The sequence below is a fragment of the Bacillus sp. (in: firmicutes) genome (assembly GCA_017656295.1).
GTDB lineage: Bacteria > Bacillota > Bacilli > Bacillales > JACDOC01 > JACDOC01.
The window spans coordinates 20,013-36,092 of sequence record JACDOC010000014.1 but is presented as its reverse complement, the minus strand read 5'-3'; the positions used below and the strand labels follow the sequence as shown (position 1 = coordinate 36,092).

General features: G+C 37.7%; 18 protein-coding genes. 5 read left to right on the top strand and 13 right to left on the bottom strand.

Going from position 1 to position 16,080, the window contains the following annotated elements:
• Window positions 1-92 precede the first annotated feature (92 nt).
• Complete coding sequence (locus H0Z31_11355) at window positions 93-668, top strand: HTH-type transcriptional regulator Hpr (protein ID MBO8178038.1); 576 nt, start codon at window positions 93-95, stop codon at window positions 666-668.
• Here the strand turns inward: H0Z31_11355 and H0Z31_11350 are convergent, their stop codons facing one another.
• Window positions 669-1,004, bottom strand: a complete 336-nt coding sequence (locus H0Z31_11350; GenBank protein MBO8178037.1) for a DUF1878 family protein — start codon at window positions 1,002-1,004, stop codon at window positions 669-671.
• A 260-nt stretch (window positions 1,005-1,264) separates the two neighbouring features.
• Here H0Z31_11350 and H0Z31_11345 point away from each other — a divergent pair, with 260 nt between their 5' ends.
• Window positions 1,265-1,816, top strand: a complete 552-nt coding sequence (locus tag H0Z31_11345) for a DUF3267 domain-containing protein (protein ID MBO8178036.1) — start codon at window positions 1,265-1,267, stop codon at window positions 1,814-1,816.
• 99 nt (window positions 1,817-1,915) lie between these two features.
• Window positions 1,916-2,095 (top strand): hypothetical protein, encoded by a 180-nt coding sequence (locus tag H0Z31_11340; GenBank protein ID MBO8178035.1) that lies wholly within the window; start codon window positions 1,916-1,918, stop codon window positions 2,093-2,095.
• 99 nt (window positions 2,096-2,194) lie between these two features.
• Here H0Z31_11340 and H0Z31_11335 read toward each other — a convergent pair whose 3' ends face one another.
• The 3 genes from H0Z31_11335 to H0Z31_11325 all read right to left on the bottom strand — a co-directional run bounded on the left by H0Z31_11335 (window position 2,195) and on the right by H0Z31_11325 (window position 2,710).
• On the bottom strand, window positions 2,195-2,284 hold the full coding sequence (locus H0Z31_11335; GenBank protein ID MBO8178034.1) for a YjcZ family sporulation protein: 90 nt from the start codon (window positions 2,282-2,284) through the stop codon (window positions 2,195-2,197).
• A 130-nt stretch (window positions 2,285-2,414) separates the two neighbouring features.
• Window positions 2,415-2,501 carry a YjcZ family sporulation protein gene (locus H0Z31_11330; protein ID MBO8178033.1) on the bottom strand — a complete coding sequence of 29 codons (87 nt, stop codon included), beginning with the start codon at window positions 2,499-2,501 and terminating at the stop codon, window positions 2,415-2,417.
• 125 nt (window positions 2,502-2,626) lie between these two features.
• Window positions 2,627-2,710, bottom strand: coding sequence for a YjcZ family sporulation protein (locus H0Z31_11325; protein ID MBO8178032.1), 84 nt, complete (start codon window positions 2,708-2,710; stop codon window positions 2,627-2,629).
• A gap of 181 nt (window positions 2,711-2,891) precedes the next feature.
• Here H0Z31_11325 and H0Z31_11320 point away from each other — a divergent pair, with 181 nt between their 5' ends.
• Window positions 2,892-3,824 (top strand): peptidylprolyl isomerase, encoded by a 933-nt coding sequence (locus tag H0Z31_11320; GenBank protein ID MBO8178031.1) that lies wholly within the window; start codon window positions 2,892-2,894, stop codon window positions 3,822-3,824.
• 59 nt (window positions 3,825-3,883) lie between these two features.
• On the opposite strand, the gene H0Z31_11315 is transcribed toward H0Z31_11320, so the two are convergent.
• The 7 genes from H0Z31_11315 to H0Z31_11285 form a co-directional block, all read right to left on the bottom strand.
• On the bottom strand, window positions 3,884-4,072 hold the full coding sequence (locus H0Z31_11315; protein ID MBO8178030.1) for a sporulation YhaL family protein: 189 nt from the start codon (window positions 4,070-4,072) through the stop codon (window positions 3,884-3,886).
• Between the two features lie 90 nt (window positions 4,073-4,162).
• The gene (gene yhaM, locus H0Z31_11310; protein ID MBO8178029.1) at window positions 4,163-5,107 is read right to left on the bottom strand and encodes a 3'-5' exoribonuclease YhaM; all 945 of its coding nucleotides are present in this window, start codon (window positions 5,105-5,107) and stop codon (window positions 4,163-4,165) included.
• A 62-nt stretch (window positions 5,108-5,169) separates the two neighbouring features.
• Window positions 5,170-6,384 (bottom strand): MFS transporter, encoded by a 1,215-nt coding sequence (locus H0Z31_11305; GenBank protein MBO8178028.1) that lies wholly within the window; start codon window positions 6,382-6,384, stop codon window positions 5,170-5,172.
• A gap of 262 nt (window positions 6,385-6,646) precedes the next feature.
• Window positions 6,647-9,607 (bottom strand): AAA family ATPase, encoded by a 2,961-nt coding sequence (locus H0Z31_11300; GenBank protein ID MBO8178027.1) that lies wholly within the window; start codon window positions 9,605-9,607, stop codon window positions 6,647-6,649.
• Window positions 9,608-9,612: 5 nt separating this feature from the next.
• The gene (locus tag H0Z31_11295) at window positions 9,613-10,845 is read right to left on the bottom strand and encodes a DNA repair exonuclease (GenBank protein ID MBO8178026.1); all 1,233 of its coding nucleotides are present in this window, start codon (window positions 10,843-10,845) and stop codon (window positions 9,613-9,615) included.
• Between the two features lie 119 nt (window positions 10,846-10,964).
• Window positions 10,965-12,212 carry an ABC transporter permease gene (locus tag H0Z31_11290; protein ID MBO8178025.1) on the bottom strand — a complete coding sequence of 416 codons (1,248 nt, stop codon included), beginning with the start codon at window positions 12,210-12,212 and terminating at the stop codon, window positions 10,965-10,967.
• Complete coding sequence (locus H0Z31_11285; protein MBO8178024.1) at window positions 12,205-13,104, bottom strand: ABC transporter ATP-binding protein; 900 nt, start codon at window positions 13,102-13,104, stop codon at window positions 12,205-12,207. The genes H0Z31_11290 and H0Z31_11285 overlap by 8 nt, the downstream gene beginning before the upstream one ends.
• Window positions 13,105-13,270: 166 nt before the next feature.
• Here H0Z31_11285 and H0Z31_11280 point away from each other — a divergent pair, with 166 nt between their 5' ends.
• Entirely contained in the window at window positions 13,271-13,456 is a 186-nt protein-coding gene (locus H0Z31_11280) for a hypothetical protein (protein MBO8178023.1), read from the top strand.
• A 72-nt stretch (window positions 13,457-13,528) separates the two neighbouring features.
• Here H0Z31_11280 and H0Z31_11275 read toward each other — a convergent pair whose 3' ends face one another.
• Together H0Z31_11275 and H0Z31_11270 are read right to left on the bottom strand one after the other, a co-directional pair.
• Window positions 13,529-14,317, bottom strand: a complete 789-nt coding sequence (locus H0Z31_11275) for an enoyl-CoA hydratase (protein MBO8178022.1) — start codon at window positions 14,315-14,317, stop codon at window positions 13,529-13,531.
• 134 nt (window positions 14,318-14,451) lie between these two features.
• Complete coding sequence (locus H0Z31_11270; GenBank protein MBO8178021.1) at window positions 14,452-15,969, bottom strand: coproporphyrinogen III oxidase; 1,518 nt, start codon at window positions 15,967-15,969, stop codon at window positions 14,452-14,454.
• Window positions 15,970-16,080: the final 111 nt, after the last annotated feature.

The window sequence follows — 16,080 nt, the reverse complement described above, 5'->3', positions numbered from 1 at the left end:
CTAAAAATTTTGTTAATTTTATCTTTATTCTTGGTTGTTTTATTGGCATAATATTAAGTAAGAAACTATTTTGATGGAGTAGGTGACGTTGAATGGAAAATCAAGAGTTTTCTATGAAAGAGGCGATGCTATTCAGTCAACGAATTGCTCAGCTTAGTAAAGCATTATGGAAGGCCGTTGAGAAGGATTGGCAACAGTGGATTAAACCGTTTAACTTAAATATTAACGAGCACCACATATTGTGGATTGCCTACCACTTAAAAGGAGCTTCGATATCCGATGTAGCGAAATTCGGTGTCATGCACGTTTCCACTGCTTTTAACTTCTCTAAAAAACTAGAGGAGCGTGGATTGTTAAAATTCTCCAAAAAAGAAAATGATAAGCGAAATACGTATATTGAATTAACGGAACAAGGAGAAGAAATTTTATTAAAATTAATGGAGAATTACCAACCAAAAAATTTCTTGGCATTTAAAGGAGCACTTCCGTTAAAAAATTTATACGGTAAATTTCCAGAAATTTTAGAAATGATGGCCATTATTCGGAACATATATGGTGAAGATTTTATGAAAATTTTTGAACGATCCTTTCATAATATCGAGTGTGATTTCGTTGAAGAAGATGGAAAAATCGTTAAAATCAGTCCTGATACAAAAGAACCGGTCTAATTATTCTCGAATATTTCTTTTAAAATCAGTCATTAATTCCACATATAACCGTTGTTTAATACAAGCGTCGATTACTTCTTCTGGAGACAATCGCGGATGAAGTCGTTGTTGAAATTCACGAAAAAGCGGGGTATGAAATACAAATCCTTCCGCTTTTTGTTCTTCTCTTTTTTTGCTCAATTCTTCGCAAAGTTTATAAAATTGTTCGACTTCATCCCGACTTAAATTTTTTTCAATGACTAACCGATCAAATTCATAACCTTCCGGACGCACCATTTTTAATAAAAGTTGTTGATGGTATTCCAATTTTTCTAACCGTTCGAGCCAATTATTCATTACTACTCACCTTTTATTTTTTCCTTACTTACATGTTCGCTATCTACCGACGATTTCCTTTCATTTTACTCCTCCTATTTTACAAAATCCTATGATATTGTAAACGAAATATTGATCATTCTTCCAATTTCTCCCTGTTATGTCCATGCTTTACAGTACAAAATAAAAAAACCTATTGATTTTTTCCGACAAAGGGCGTAAATTATGTACAGCAGATGGAAATTCATATATCTATCCCTTCTACCGGAGGAGAATTTTTAATGCATTGTTGGAAGACCATTAACTTGGAACGTCAATTTGGTTTTCATCGAATCTTTATAATTTCTTTATTGATTATGTGTTTAGTATTTTCTTTTATGTTCGTACCGTTGCATTCTATTCATTCAGAACCGTTATATGACCGGCATTTTCTCATCTTTTTATCCGTTTTAATTAGTATTTATCCGGTTCATAAACTATTACACTATTTACCAATTGTTCGTTACACAAAAAAGATAAAGTGCCAATATCGGTTCATGTATAAATTCATTCCTTTATTGGTGATAAGAGTAAAGGAACCAATTCCGAAAAGACGATTTGCATTCGCCTTGTTATTTCCATTTTTAGTCTTAACACCTGTATTTATTTTAGGTAGCCATTTTTTTCCACATTACGTTCATTATTTTACGATGATGCTGGCGTTTCATACGGGTATTTGTGTAACAGACTTTATTTATATTAAATCCATTTGGCGTTCACCAAAAGAAGCATTAATTGAAGAAAATAATGAAGGGTACGAAATATTAATACAACAATCTCCCCCCGTTTCTTGATAAACGGGGGTTTCCTATTTTCCTTATTCTGCCTACTATCTTTTTTTACGAAAATTTGGTATCGTATTTCATAAGGTGATATTGGGGAGGGGTTACCACATGATCTCCGTATTTATTGTATTTGCTGTTTTTATATTGTACTATACGAATCTACTAACGAACGCCTTATGTGTTCAACGTGAAATTCCTGAGGAAAAACAACCGAAAGTGTTTCGAATAATCAACGTTCTAGTTACCATTCTCCTCATTTCTTCCTATATCGAGTTATTATATACATAACGATAGTTTTTAATGGACATTCAACATAAAAATTAGCTGACCCATCATCGTCAGCCAATTTTTCATGTAATTACTTTTTTCGTATATCGGATTATTATATTAATATACCCATGATGCTCCTATAATGATTAACAAAATAAACAGCACAACAATCAACACAATTCCCCCTGCATATGGTGCACCAGACATGAATGTTCCTCCTTTCTAAAAAATGAGGCATAAGGTTATTTCCTTATGCCAACTCATTTTATGCCCATTCACTCGTTCAATCCTTTAAGAAGGATGGTTCCTCTTCGAACAATAGAAAAAGGGGGTTACTTTAGTACAACCAAGCTGCTCCAACGATAATGAGCAAGATGAATAACACAACAATTAACGCGAAACCGCCGCCATATCCACTCAATATTTCCACCTCCTTAAAGTAGGCTACTATATACTATTCATAGAACTCGTATGACGTTTAGGCACGTTACACAAGTGGGTTAATTTTCTTTTAGGCAACCTTTGTATATATGCAATTAACTATAGATGTTAGCACCAAGCGGCCCCAACAATAATTAACAAAATAAACAAAACGACGATTAAGGCAAAACCAGCATGATATCCAGTACCCATTCAAATTACCTCCTTTTTTCTTTTCGTTTCATCCTATGCGGCATTTGTCTGTTTTGGGTGAATCAATCGCCCAATTTTTAGGAAAAGTTTGCATCAAACATTTGATTCTGGAGATATTTGTGATATAGTAAAATTTGTGGATTTTCTTACTTTTGAAACTTAAACTAGGGAGTTGTTTATGATGAAGAAGTGGTTGCTGTCTATGTCTTTAGCAGTAGGGGTCATCGGCTTAGCTGCATGTAACAATGATGCAGAAGTCGTTGTAAAAACAGATGCTGGAGACATTACTAAAGAAGAATTATACGAAGCGATGAAAGATAAATATGGGGATGAATTGATTCAACAACTCGTGATTGAAAAAGTTCTTTCGAAAAAATACGAAGTAACTGAAGAAGAACTAGATAAAAAAATCAATGAAATTAAAGATCAACTTGGTGCAAATTTTGAATTAGCACTTCAACAATATGGCTACGACAGTGAAGAAGACTTACGAGAAACGTTTAAAGTAGCAATTCTACAAGAGAAAGCTGCGATGGAAGAAATTGATGTTACCGAGGAAGAACTCAAAGAGTACTATGACAACTGGATGCCTGAAATTAAAGCGCGCCACATTTTAGTGGATAATGAAGAAACAGCGAAAGAAGTTAAAAAGAAGTTGGAAGAAGGAGCAAAATTTGAAGACTTAGCGGCTGAATACTCTACTGATCCAGGTTCTGCTCAAAACGGTGGCGACCTCGGTTGGTTCGGTAAGGGAGAAATGGTACCTGAATTTGAAGAAGCTGCCTATAGCTTAGATGTTAATGAAGTTAGTGAGCCAGTAGAGTCTTCGTTTGGCTGGCACATTATTCAAGTGACGGACAAAAAAGAAAAGAAATCGTTTGAAGAAATGAAGGACGAGCTTGAGTATGAGTTAAAGCTCTCCAAAATTGATGGAACAGTTGTTCAAGAAGCGATGAAGCGTGAACTAAAAGCAGCTGGACTTAACATTGAGGATCCAGACTTAAAAGATGCATTTGATATCTATTTAAAAGAAGATAATAAACAAGAAGATAATAAACAAGAAGATAATAAAAAAGAAAATGATAAACAAAAAGATAATAAACAAGAAGAATAATTTTTAGATCATTAGAGCTGACTTCCATTCAGGAAATCAGCTCTTTTTAATAGATGTTTTTAAACACCTTCTGATTTTAATTTTCGTCTTTTTTCTTTTTCATTGGATAACCTGTCCATATAAATTTTCCCTTCTTTTTCAATCCATTCCATTTCCTCTTTTCGTTCCTCACGTGCCGTTTTTATGGCCATAAACGCACTTACTACAATTCCTGCTACGACGAAATACATCCATAATGGCAATGTCATAAACAAACTCCTTTCTTTTAAATAGCATGGACTTGTTATCACCTTATGAAAGAAAAGATAAAAAAATACCTTCCAATATGGAAGGTATGCTTATTTATGAAACGTTGGTTTATAAAAACTACGATTGTCTAGTGCAAAAATCCGTTCCGTAAATTCCCCAGGCTTTGTCCGTTCAAGAGCTCGGTCGAGCATGTTCATTTTCGCATCTAAGTTATCAATATAATGTAAAATTTCCGCTTCTTTGATTAATGGAGGTTTGGGACTACCCCATTCTAACTTTCCATGATGTGAAAGAACCATATGTTGAAGAACAATTACTTCTTCTCCTTGAATACCTAATTCTTCGGCAGCTTTCCCAATTTCATTGACCATAATGGTGATATGCCCAAGTAAATTCCCTTCAACAGTGTAAGTAGTAGACACAGGTCCTGAAAGTTCGACGACCTTTCCTAAATCATGAAGAATAATACCTGCGTACAACAGATCTTTATCTAATGTTGGATATAATTGGGCGATTGCTTTTGCTAAATCAAGCATAGAGACGACGTGATAAGCAAGCCCTGAAATAAATTCATGATGATTTTTCGTAGCAGCCGGGTATTCGAAAAATGACGCTTGATATTTTTTTAATAAATGGCGCGTAATCCGCTGAATATTTGGATTTTGCATATCAAAAATATATTGTGTAATTTTTGACATCATTTCTTCTTTACTTAACGGTGCAGTTTCTAAAAAATCACTAATTTGAACTCCTTCTTCCGGTTGAACGGGCCTAATATGCCGAATTTTTAACTGGAGACGACCACGATAATTTTGCACTTCTCCAATTATTTTTACCATTTGTTGGGCTTGATACGTCTTTTCGTCTTCTTCCGATGCATCCCATAGCTTTGCTTCCATTTCCCCACTTTTATCTTGTAAATGTAAAGTTAAAAATGGCTTCCCATTACTAGCAATTCCTTTTGTCGCCGACTTAATTAATAAAAATAAGTCGACCGTTTCCCCCGCTTGGTAATGTAAAATTCCTTTACTCATATGAAACCTCCGCTCTTTCCTCTCTCTCCCTACATTATACCAAATCCCTATTTATGTGGTTATTATGAATGAGTCGAAATGATGTTGGCCTCTTTTTTTCGCCACAGCAACAGGGATCCAAAACCGACAAGCATAATCAATGCTCCAAATACATAAGGAATATGGATATTCCATTCAAATAGCGTTCCCGCTAAAAGTGGGCCAATCACATTTCCTAAGCTCATAAACGAGTTGTTTAGTCCCATTACAAATCCTTGTTGTTGACCTGCTTTTTTCGAAATATAGGCATTTAATGATGGGCGTAAAAAGGCGTTTCCTACATAAAAAATGGACGTTGTTACTAACACGGTGAAAAAGTCAATCGCCATAATCATTAGTAAAAAGCCAAACGCACTTAAAAGGAAAGAACCTTTAACAACTTTTTCTTCTCCGAAACGTTGTGTTAATTTTCCGACGCCTACTCCTTGAATGACTGTTCCAATCAAACCAATCACAAGAATAACCAATCCTACATCTTTCGGTCCAAAACCATAACGTGTATACGTATAATAGCCAAAAATGGATTGGAAGTTTGCTAACCCAAAACTCATGAAAAAGACGAGAATGAACAGAAGTCCAACAGAGCTTTTAAGTGCTTGTCGAATCAACGTCAATTGTCCTTGACGCATAGAATGGTGACAATCTCCTCCCGAACGCTTTTCTTTCGGATACGACTCTGGTAGCACGAAGAAGGAAACAACGCCTGCAATACCTCCTGCAATACCGGCAACGATAAACGGTACGGATAAATCCCATTCAGCTAAAAATCCCCCTACCCCGGGCCCGATAACAAATCCGAGTCCCATAGCAGCTCCTAATACCCCCATTCCTTGTCCTCTTTTTTCCTCGCTCGTCACATCGGAAACGTACGCCATGGCCGTTGGCATAAGAGCGGAACCAAATAAACCGGCAACAATTCTTGAAATAAATAGCATCCAAACATCCAATGCAAAGGCAAACAAAAATTCAGCGATCGCAAATCCGAATAAGCCAATCGTAATTAATGGCTTTCGACCAATTCGGTCCGACCATTTCCCCCAAATAGGTGCAAAGATAAATTGCATAAACGAATAAACAGCGACGAGGGCACCGAGCACTTGGGCATTAGCCCCAAATTTTTCAACATAATACGGTAGGATAGGAATCACAAGCCCAATTCCGACCATGATGATAAACAAATTCATACTTAATAAAAGCAAGGCCCCTCGATTCGTTGATGATGCATTTCCTTCTTTCATGGTTGTAATTCCTTTCATGATAGAATTGTAAAAATTTCAACTGTCTTTTATATGCTAGCATTTGCCACTTTTTATTTTAACGGAAAATTAATTTACAAAAAATAACACCCATTGATTCCTTATTTTACAAACTCGAATAACAATTAAGTTTAGGACCACTTTCGGACAATTTCTTACTTATATCCTTTCTCGTTCTAAACACTTCGCAAATTGTCTAAGACATGTTTTTATTCGAAAATCAAAACCAAATCCTAAACCTTAATTAATTTGTCACTTGCATAGGAGCTGCCGGTAATAAAACAATTTCCATTTCTTTGAACATATTTCGGACATACTCATGACAAGTAAAATATAGTATTTGCGTATGACCACTCATTTTTTTCAATAAATGAACGACGTTCAGGAATCGTTCTTCATCAAAATTAACAAAGCTGTCATCAATAATAATCGGAAAGCGCATGTCTTGACTTACATGTAAAACTAAGGCAAAGCGTAACGCAACATATAATTGTTCCGACGTTCCTTGACTTAATTCATTTGGTGAAAAAATGAGTTTGTCGTTCCGTTCCACACGCAACTGTCCTTGTTCATTAAGAAATATTCGCTCGTACTGTCCATTCGTCAATAAGGTAAATATCTCATTCGCTTGCTCCACCACTTTTGGCAATCGCTCTCTCTTTAACCGCTCCATCGTTTCAGTAAGGATGTGCTGGGCAATCGCCAAACGAGCCCACTCTTTTGCTTTTTGTTGGAAATCGGACTGCAGCTCATAAAATTCATGGAGTATATCCGTATAGGTTCCTCCCTCCTCAAGTCGTTCAATGGCATACGTACATTGGATTAGGTTTTCTTGAAGAGTTTGAATTCGTTTTTCTTGCGCGGTGATGTCTTGTTCCAACGTTTTCACGTACTCTTTTACATCGTGAATACCTTGTTGCTCCACTAAGTCCTCGTACCAATCGAGAATGTATGGATGATCCAATTGCTTTTGTAAAAGAGACAGTTTATCTTCCCATTCCGTTTTTTGTAAAAATAATTGGTGATGTTGACGAAACTCTTCATCATCTCTTGCGCTAGCTTGTTTCAATAATCCATCGATTTCATGTTGTATCAATTGAAGTTCTTTTTCAGCATGGACTTTCTCGTCTTTTAGTTCTTCTAGTTTCATGGAGTATTCCCGATAATAAAATTGCTTTTCTTCTTCTTGTTTTAAGCACTCTTTTAAATAGACGATGTTTTCTTCAATGGAACGATACGGTTGTTCTAGGCGTGCTAGAAGGTCTTTCAACTTTTCTACAAAGGTATCGACACACTGCTTTGCTTCTTCTATCCGTTGTTGCAAACGTTTGATTCGATGTTGGGTGATGCTCCATTGCTCTAATAAACGAACGACTTCTTCTAATCGACGCCAATCTGTATCGGAAGGTAGTTGCAAAATTGAAATGATTTCTTGTAACTTTGTTTTATTGAGCATCCATTGTTGTTCCCATTTTTCAAATTGCTGAATGACTCTATCATAGCGACGCTGCTGTTCCAGTAGTCGTTGCCGATAAAGGTTCCACTCGGCACGTCGTTTTTCCTCTTCTTGGAGTTGTTGAAAAAGGCTCACCTCATCTTTTGTGCTTTCTTGTTGATCTCGGAAGCGAACCCATTTTTTTCTTAGTTCTTTCCGCTCAACTTCCACCTTTCGCAGTTGTGTCATGTGTTGAAGGACGAAAAATCCAACCACAACTGCTCCAACTATCGATAAAAGGGTACCAATCCATTGCGAGGAAACAGCAAAATACCCTGCAAGGCCGAAAAGAAACAAGCCGAAAAATCCATTTCGAACAAGCGACTGTTGTATTTGCTGTTTCGTTTGTTCGAGCCATTGTAACTGTTGTTGTGCCTTTTGCTCCTCTACTTCCAATTGCATCGTATCGTTTGCTCGTTTTTTCAACTGTTCAAACTGCTCATCTGAGAAAAGAGATTTCCGAAGCTGTTCGCATTCTCGTTCCATTCGTTCAAGCTCGTTCGTTTCTCGCTGAAACGTGTCATCTAGCTCATTTTTTTGCTCCTCTAAAAAATACCTTTGGCGAATGAATTGCTTCAGCTCCTCTTTGGACACCCTGTTCGTATATTGCGAAGAAGTCGTAAGCTGCTCAAACGAAAGCGGAAGTTGTTGTTCCAGGCGTAATCGTTCTTCTTCCAGATATTCTAGCTCTCTTGTTTCTTCGCGGATTTTTTCCATTTGCTGTTTTGTACTCGACCACTCTTCAACGAGCTCTTCCGCTTCTCTTCGATGCTTAATAAGAACTTGATCGGGCACGTAGGTTTTTAATTGTGCCTCTAGCTCCTGTTCACGAACTTTTATGGACTCTAAAAAGGCCATCATTTTTGTTTTCTTTTCGAGTAATTCATTCATTCGGTTCATTCCATCTATTGGGAACTTGAAGGCTTTTAACGATTCGAGCTTTTTTTCTAATGAAAATTTTTCTTTAATCATCGGAAGATATTGAACAACTTTCTCTGCTTTTTGTAATTTCGATTGCAGGTGGTCTTTCTTCCTCTTTTCTTCTACAAGACACTGTTCTAATGACTGTTTTTCGGTAACTCGCGATTCGTACGACGCGTTTTTCTTTTTCCCTTCTTTTACTTCCTTTTCTTTTTCTTTTAATCGTAGTAACTGTTGATTCAGTAGCGGTTTTCTTCCTTGCGGCTTAAATAATTGCTCCATTTGTTTTTGAATATGTTGTTGTACGACCAGTAGTCGATCTGTTCCCGTTGTTCCTGCTGCGAGTAAATAGTTACCAAGTTGATCACGGTCCACCTTCGCTACACCTTGAATGCCGTCTAAATTAAATGAAAATATGGATTGGAAAAAGGTTTTATCCACACCTTTTAAGATGTCTTGTAACAGGTCTTCTCCCCCTGTTCGCCCATCTTCTGTCCATACGGTTACGTTACCGGTAGCTTTTCCATCGACTCGTTCGATGCGAACCTCTCCGTGGGTTTCAGTGTGAACGATTAGCATGCCCCCGTACCGTTGCGACGTTTTCGGTTCATACCGTAAATCATTTTGCTGTTTCGTTGGAAAACCAAATAATATACTATGGATAAACGACATGAGCGTTGATTTGCCAGCTTCGTTTTTTCCATAAAAAAGCTGAAAATGAGAATGAAGGTCCCAGGCTACTTGCTCCCATTTTCCGTATCCATAAATATAAATTTTTTTAATGATCATTCCAATCACCTTTGCTTTCCTATCGTTTGAAATGTCGTGAAAAGGGTTGTTTTCGCTTCATCGATGAGTTCGTTCATTTCTTGTTCGGTAAGTGGAGAGATATATTTTCCAGCTTGATAATGATGAAATAATTCTTTTAAAGGACCTTCATAAATCGTTTCCATTGATAACGCCTGAATGGTCTCCTCTAATTCGTTCAAAAACATGGCTGAAAATGGAACTTCAACTTCAGGGGACACTACCCGAACATTATACGGCCAAACAAACGCCTCTTCTTGCTCTTCCCCTTCCTGTAAAATTTCAATAAATTCGCCCGTTTGAACCTTTTGAAGCAAATCTTCATTTCGTTCCTCTAGTTCGATATGTAAATCAACGAGTTGACCAACCTGTTCTTTCCGAATCGATTGCAGTTTCGTTTGACACTGGAGAAATATGTCGTGAAAAGTAGACCCTTTTTCGATATGAATCATTATGGTTTCCCAGTTGACATCACTCGTTGCCAAAAACGTCATGGAAGGTTCACTATGCTCGGTTAATGTAACAAGATACCCTCCTTTTTCCCCTTGTTCTTTGCGATGCCTACCTTGAATATTTCCTGGATAGACCATAGGAGGATCCATATGAAGAATTTGCTGTTTATGTATATGTCCTAACGCCCAATAATCGAAACCTTTCGTTAATAATTGTTGTACGGTAAAAGGAGCGTAAGGCGTATGGTCATTGTTTCCTTCAACTTGTCCATGTAACAAACCGATATGAAAGGTCGCTTCTCCTTCTTTTTTATAAAAAGAAAGCAATGACTCGTATACATGTCTTTTCGGATAACTGAACCCGTACAAATGAACGGTCGTACCATCGGTTTTCACCAACCGTTTTCGTTCGACCTGATCCCCAAACACATGGGCATTTGGAGGCAGTTCGAGTGTTGTCCAATTTCCGCCTAAATGGTCGTGGTTGCCGTGAATAATGTAAACGGGAATATTTTTTTCATGCAACCGTACGAGTTCCTTTCGTAAGCGTGCTTGAGCTTTAATACTGCGGTCCTCCCCGTCGTATATATCTCCGCTAATCAAGAGAAAATCGATACGTTTGTCGATGGCAATATCAATGATTTTAGAAAACGAGCGGAAAGTACTTTCCTGAATTCGTCGTTTTAGCTCTTTTGGCAGCGGAGGTAATCCAAGAAACGGGCTGTCTAAATGTAAATCCGCCACATGAATAAAAGTTACCGATCTCAAATAAAAGTCCTCCCTCCGAATGTACGTTCCCATTTTTTTCATTATACCACACAACAATGACACCTAACCGTTCAAAAGGAAAAAAGCCCGGCAGCAGCCGAGCTTCATCCAAGTGAAAATTATTCTTTTTTCGTTAACAATATGGCTTTACGAATATCTTTAAAAATATTGGCTTTTCCATACATAAGAACGCCACCTTTGTAAATTCGGGCACCAAAAACTGCAAAAAAGACCACAGTGGCAATTAACAAGGACATACTAAGCACAATTTCCCACACAGGTACATTTAACATTCCGATCCGTAGAAACATGGTCATTGGTGTAAAAAACGGAATAAACGAAGAAATTGTTACAAAGGATGCATTCGGATCTTCTAGCCCGTACATAGATATGAAAAATGCAATAATGATTAAAAACATCATTGGCGTAATCGTTTGCTGCACTTCTTCTGTCCGACTGACTAACGATCCCAGTAACGCTCCAAAAGTTGCATATAGGAAATATCCAAGAAGAAAGAAAATAATGGCAAACATAATTAAGGATAGAGATAAATCTCGAAGTCCAAGCAACTCGATCACGTCTTCTGTCCCATCTCGTAACTGTGTTAAAGAAATATATCCGATCGTTAATAAAAAAATAATTTGGGAAATACCTAGAAGTGCAATTCCTAATATTTTTCCAAACATATGCGTAACCGGGGAGACACTAGAAATTAAAATTTCCATCACACGGGAAGATTTTTCACTCGCTACTTCTGTCGCAATCATACTTGAGTATACGATGACGACGATGTATAACATCAAAATCATTAAATACACAACAAATCGTGCTTGGCTCAGTTCTTCTTCTGACTTGGCTTCAGATGATAGTGCTTCTTTTTGAAACGAAAGTGGAGCGGTTAGTTTTGCTAATTGGTCCGGAGATAGCTGCAGTTGCTGTGCGGCTAAAGACGACTTAATCGATTGCAGCGATCTTTCTAATAGATTGATCGTTTCAGAATCTGTCAGTGTTAATGCTTTATAGGTAGCTATTGGAAGCCCTTCTCCATCCATTGATAGCACTAACATTCCTTCGTATTTTCCATCTTTCACTTGTTCTTCAGCTTCCGATTCCTCTTTCGTAGCTTCTACTAATTCAATATCATCGGAAACCTCAAGAACATGGGCTTGTAGTGGGGTAAATAGCTGATTGGTTTGATCAACGACAATGACACGTTTAGCTTCATCACCACCAAACATATCAATGATTCGGTCGATATTGGTAATAACTAAAATCCCAATCGCCATAATCACCGTTGAAATGATAAATGGCTTTGATTTCAACTTCGTCATAAACGTATGAAGTAATACGGTTACGAATTTATTCATACGATGTCCCCACTTTCTCTATGAAAATATCATTTAATGACGGTTCGTCTAATACGAATTTACGCACAAATCCTTTTCCGGTAATGTCCTGTAATATCCGTTGGGCGACTTCCTCACTAGTTACTTGGAGGACTGCTCCTTCAGCTGTACGCTTATACTTTGTCACTCCTTCATAGTTTTGAAGAAAGTCCAGTGAAAAGTCAGCATGAACAAACACATTTTTCTTACCAAACGACTGTTTGATTTCTCGTAATCTTCCATGCACAATCGGCCGACCATGGTGCATAATACATAAATTTTCACACAACTCTTCTACATGCTCCATCCGGTGACTCGAAAAGACAATTGTCGTTCCGTTATTTTTCAAGTCAACGACGGCATTCTTCAATTGTTCGACATTCACCGGATCTAAGCCGCTAAATGGCTCGTCTAGAATAAGCAATTGAGGCTTATGTATAACGGAGGCAATAAATTGAACTTTTTGCTGATTTCCTTTGGAGAGCTCTTCAACCTTTTTGGAATAATAGTCCGAAATGTGGAACCGTTCTAACCATTTTTTTAACACCACATCCGCTTCTTTTTTTCCCATCCCCCGAAGATTTGCCAAGTACCAAATTTGCTCTTTGACGGTTAATTTGGGATACAACCCCCGCTCTTCTGGCAAGTAGCCAATATGTGTGGAAACGGAATAATTGATCGGTTGATTGTTCCACGTAATGGTACCTTCACTTGGCTGTAACAATCCTAAAATCATTCGAAAAGTCGTTGTTTTTCCAGCACCATTCGCTCCTAAAAAACCAAAAATCTCTTGTTCTGGTATAGATAATGACAAATGATTGACAGCCGTAAACGCTCCAAATCGTTTCGTGACACCTTGAAAATGTAACGTCATGTTTCCCCTCCTCCTCGGGACAAAAGTCATGCGTTTTCTTAAGAAAAAAGTTTCATTATTACATTAATTGAATATTTTGGTAAAGTCAACGAATCATTTTCCCCTCCTTGATTTCTCTGAAAATTATGTCAAAATAAAATTAAATAAACTCAGGAGGGGTGGAACGATGAAACAATATAAATTAACGGTCTTTGAAAAAAATGGAGAAAAATTGTTAGATGAAACTTTTGAAGCAGCCAATGACCAAGAAGCGAAGCAAAAAGGGGAACAATTGCTAAAAGAAAAAGGATATAAGGAAAAAACCTACCGCTGTACTTCTCCAGCTGGAAAACTACTATTATTCCACGTATAAAAATCCATATACACAAATGTCCCAAGATTCCGATGAGATGGAACCTTGGGACAACGAATGATTGTTCATTCATTACCTGCCATGAAATTGCGGCATCCGTTTTTCTAAAAATGCTTGGATCCCTTCTAGATGGTCTTTCGTTTGCCTCATCTTTCTTTGTCCTTCTTTTTCCCGTTTGAGTATGTGCTGTAGTTCATCCTTCTTCCATTCTGCCATCAATCGCTTCGTTTCAATCTTTGCCAATAGTGGTGTTCGCAATAATTGCTTCACATATTGGTCGACATATGCCTGTAAATCTCCTTCAACCAATTCATCAACAAGCCCATATAGGTAAGCGTCCTCTGCCGGCATGACGCGACCTTCCCAAATAATTTCTTTTGCTTTTTGTACCCCTACTCGCTGGGCTAATAAATAATGCCCTCCTCCATCTGGGATAAGGCCAATGCCAATAAAGTTCATGGCAAACTTACTATCTTTTTCGGCAATAATACGATCGGCGTTTAAAGCTAAGCTAAAACCAAGACCAGCAGCTGCACCATGGATGGCCGCAATTACGAATTTTGGTAATGTAAATAGACGAAGCGCAAGCTCGCTAATTTCGTCCATCACGTCATCGAAATTTAAATGGTTACTTGCTAACATCGATTTAATGTCTCCACCAGAAGAAAATCCTTTACCACTTCCTTGAAGAACGACAATTTGAATGTGTTCATTTGCTGCTAATTCCTTTAAACAATGATTCAGTTCTTGAATCATCGTTACGTTTATCGCATTAAGAGTATCTGGGCGATTTAACGTGATTTTAGCGACTCGTTCAGCCAAATGACATCGAATCGTCTCATACGCCTGTGAAATGTTCATTGTATCCCTCCTTTTTCGTTTGTTAACTATTTCGACATATGGATAAGGATTCCTTTTCCCGATATAAAAAAGCTGGTTCCTCTCAATTTGAGTAAGAACCAGCTTTTATCATACACTTCATTTAAATGTATGCATTAATTGGACACGTTAGAAGGAATATCTTTGTAAAGTTCGTTTAAAATGGCCAGCTTTTTATCGGTATATTCTTTAAACCCTTCATTGTATGACTTCGGATCTTTTGGATTTGCAAAATGCTCGATTTTTCCGGTTTTTGGGTCAATGAATTTACTTGAAGCTCCACAACCTAGACCAATAATTGTCTGTACTTCCTCCATGATCACAATGTTATAAATACTTTCTTGACCAGGTTTTGCATAACCAACGTTCTCTAAGTTCCCTAAAATATTTTTTTGACGGTACAAGTAATACGGAACATAACCGTGATCATTTGTCCATTGTTCTGCACGGTTCATCATTTGTTCCACTTCTTCCCGTGGGGCGACTTGATATTTTTCTTTATTTTGGGTCATTTCAGAAGCTCGTTTAAACGAAAGCGTATGGACGGTTAATGATTCCGGCATCAGCTTTTCGGTTTCATTCAACGTATGCTCAAATTCTTTCAGCCCTTCACCTGGTAAGCCGATAATTAAGTCCATATTAATATTGTTCATTCCCATATCACGGGCAAGATGGAACTTTTCAATCGTTTCTTCTACCGTATGATGACGCCCAATCGCTTTTAACGTTTCTTGAATATACGATTGCGGATTAATGCTAATCCGATCAATGTTCCACTTTTTTAAAACATTTAATTTTTCCGGTGTAATCGTATCTGGACGGCCCGCTTCGACCGTAATTTCTCGAATGCTTTCAACATCAGGGAACGAACGGTACATTTCTTCATATAATAAATCCATTTCTTCCGCCGTAATGGACGTTGGCGTACCGCCCCCATAATAAATTGTTGTAATTTTTATGCCTTTTTCCTTCAGCCACTGTCCGATTTGTTGCATTTCGTAGTGTAAGCCTGCTAAGAAGGAGTCAACCCGTCCTTGCTTTCCTTGAATCGCATAAGCCGGGAACGTGCAGTAAGCACATTTCGTTGGACAAAACGGAATCCCGATATAAATGCTGACTTCATTTTGTAACGAATAGAGGTCAGGAACGACGGCTAATTGACGGTCGACGATGGCTTGCATTAATTGAATTTTTTCATCCGTAATTAAATAGTCGTCTTTTAGCTGCTGATGAGCGATGTCTTTGCTCATTCCACTTTTCAATTTTCGGTGTAACAGCTTTGTTGGGCGAACCCCTGTTAATATTCCCCATTTTTGTCGAATGCCTGTATGCTGTTGTAAAACGGATAAATACACATGAGAAACGGCATTTTTTATTTGCTTAAATTGCTCTTTTTCCGAAGCTGTTCCATCAATAGGTCCACGAAAATGGGCTTGTACCATTTCTCCTTCCGGTGGGATAAGTTCACATGTCACGTCCACGACGTCCGTGATATGCAATTGAAAGCGGATGTCTAAATCCGCCCCGACTGTCGGTTGAAAGGAGACGTCCGTTTCTTCAAAAAATAAGTTACCAATCAATTGGAGCTGACGTTGAAAACGATCATCTTGAAGTCCATGTATTTGAATGTGCATTTTCATCACCTTATGTTCAAGTCAAAGCTCTCTTTAGTGTACAGAAATGTGTATTGAAAATCAATGGAAACACGAGGATATCGCTAAATAAAAACCCCCTTTAAAAGAAAA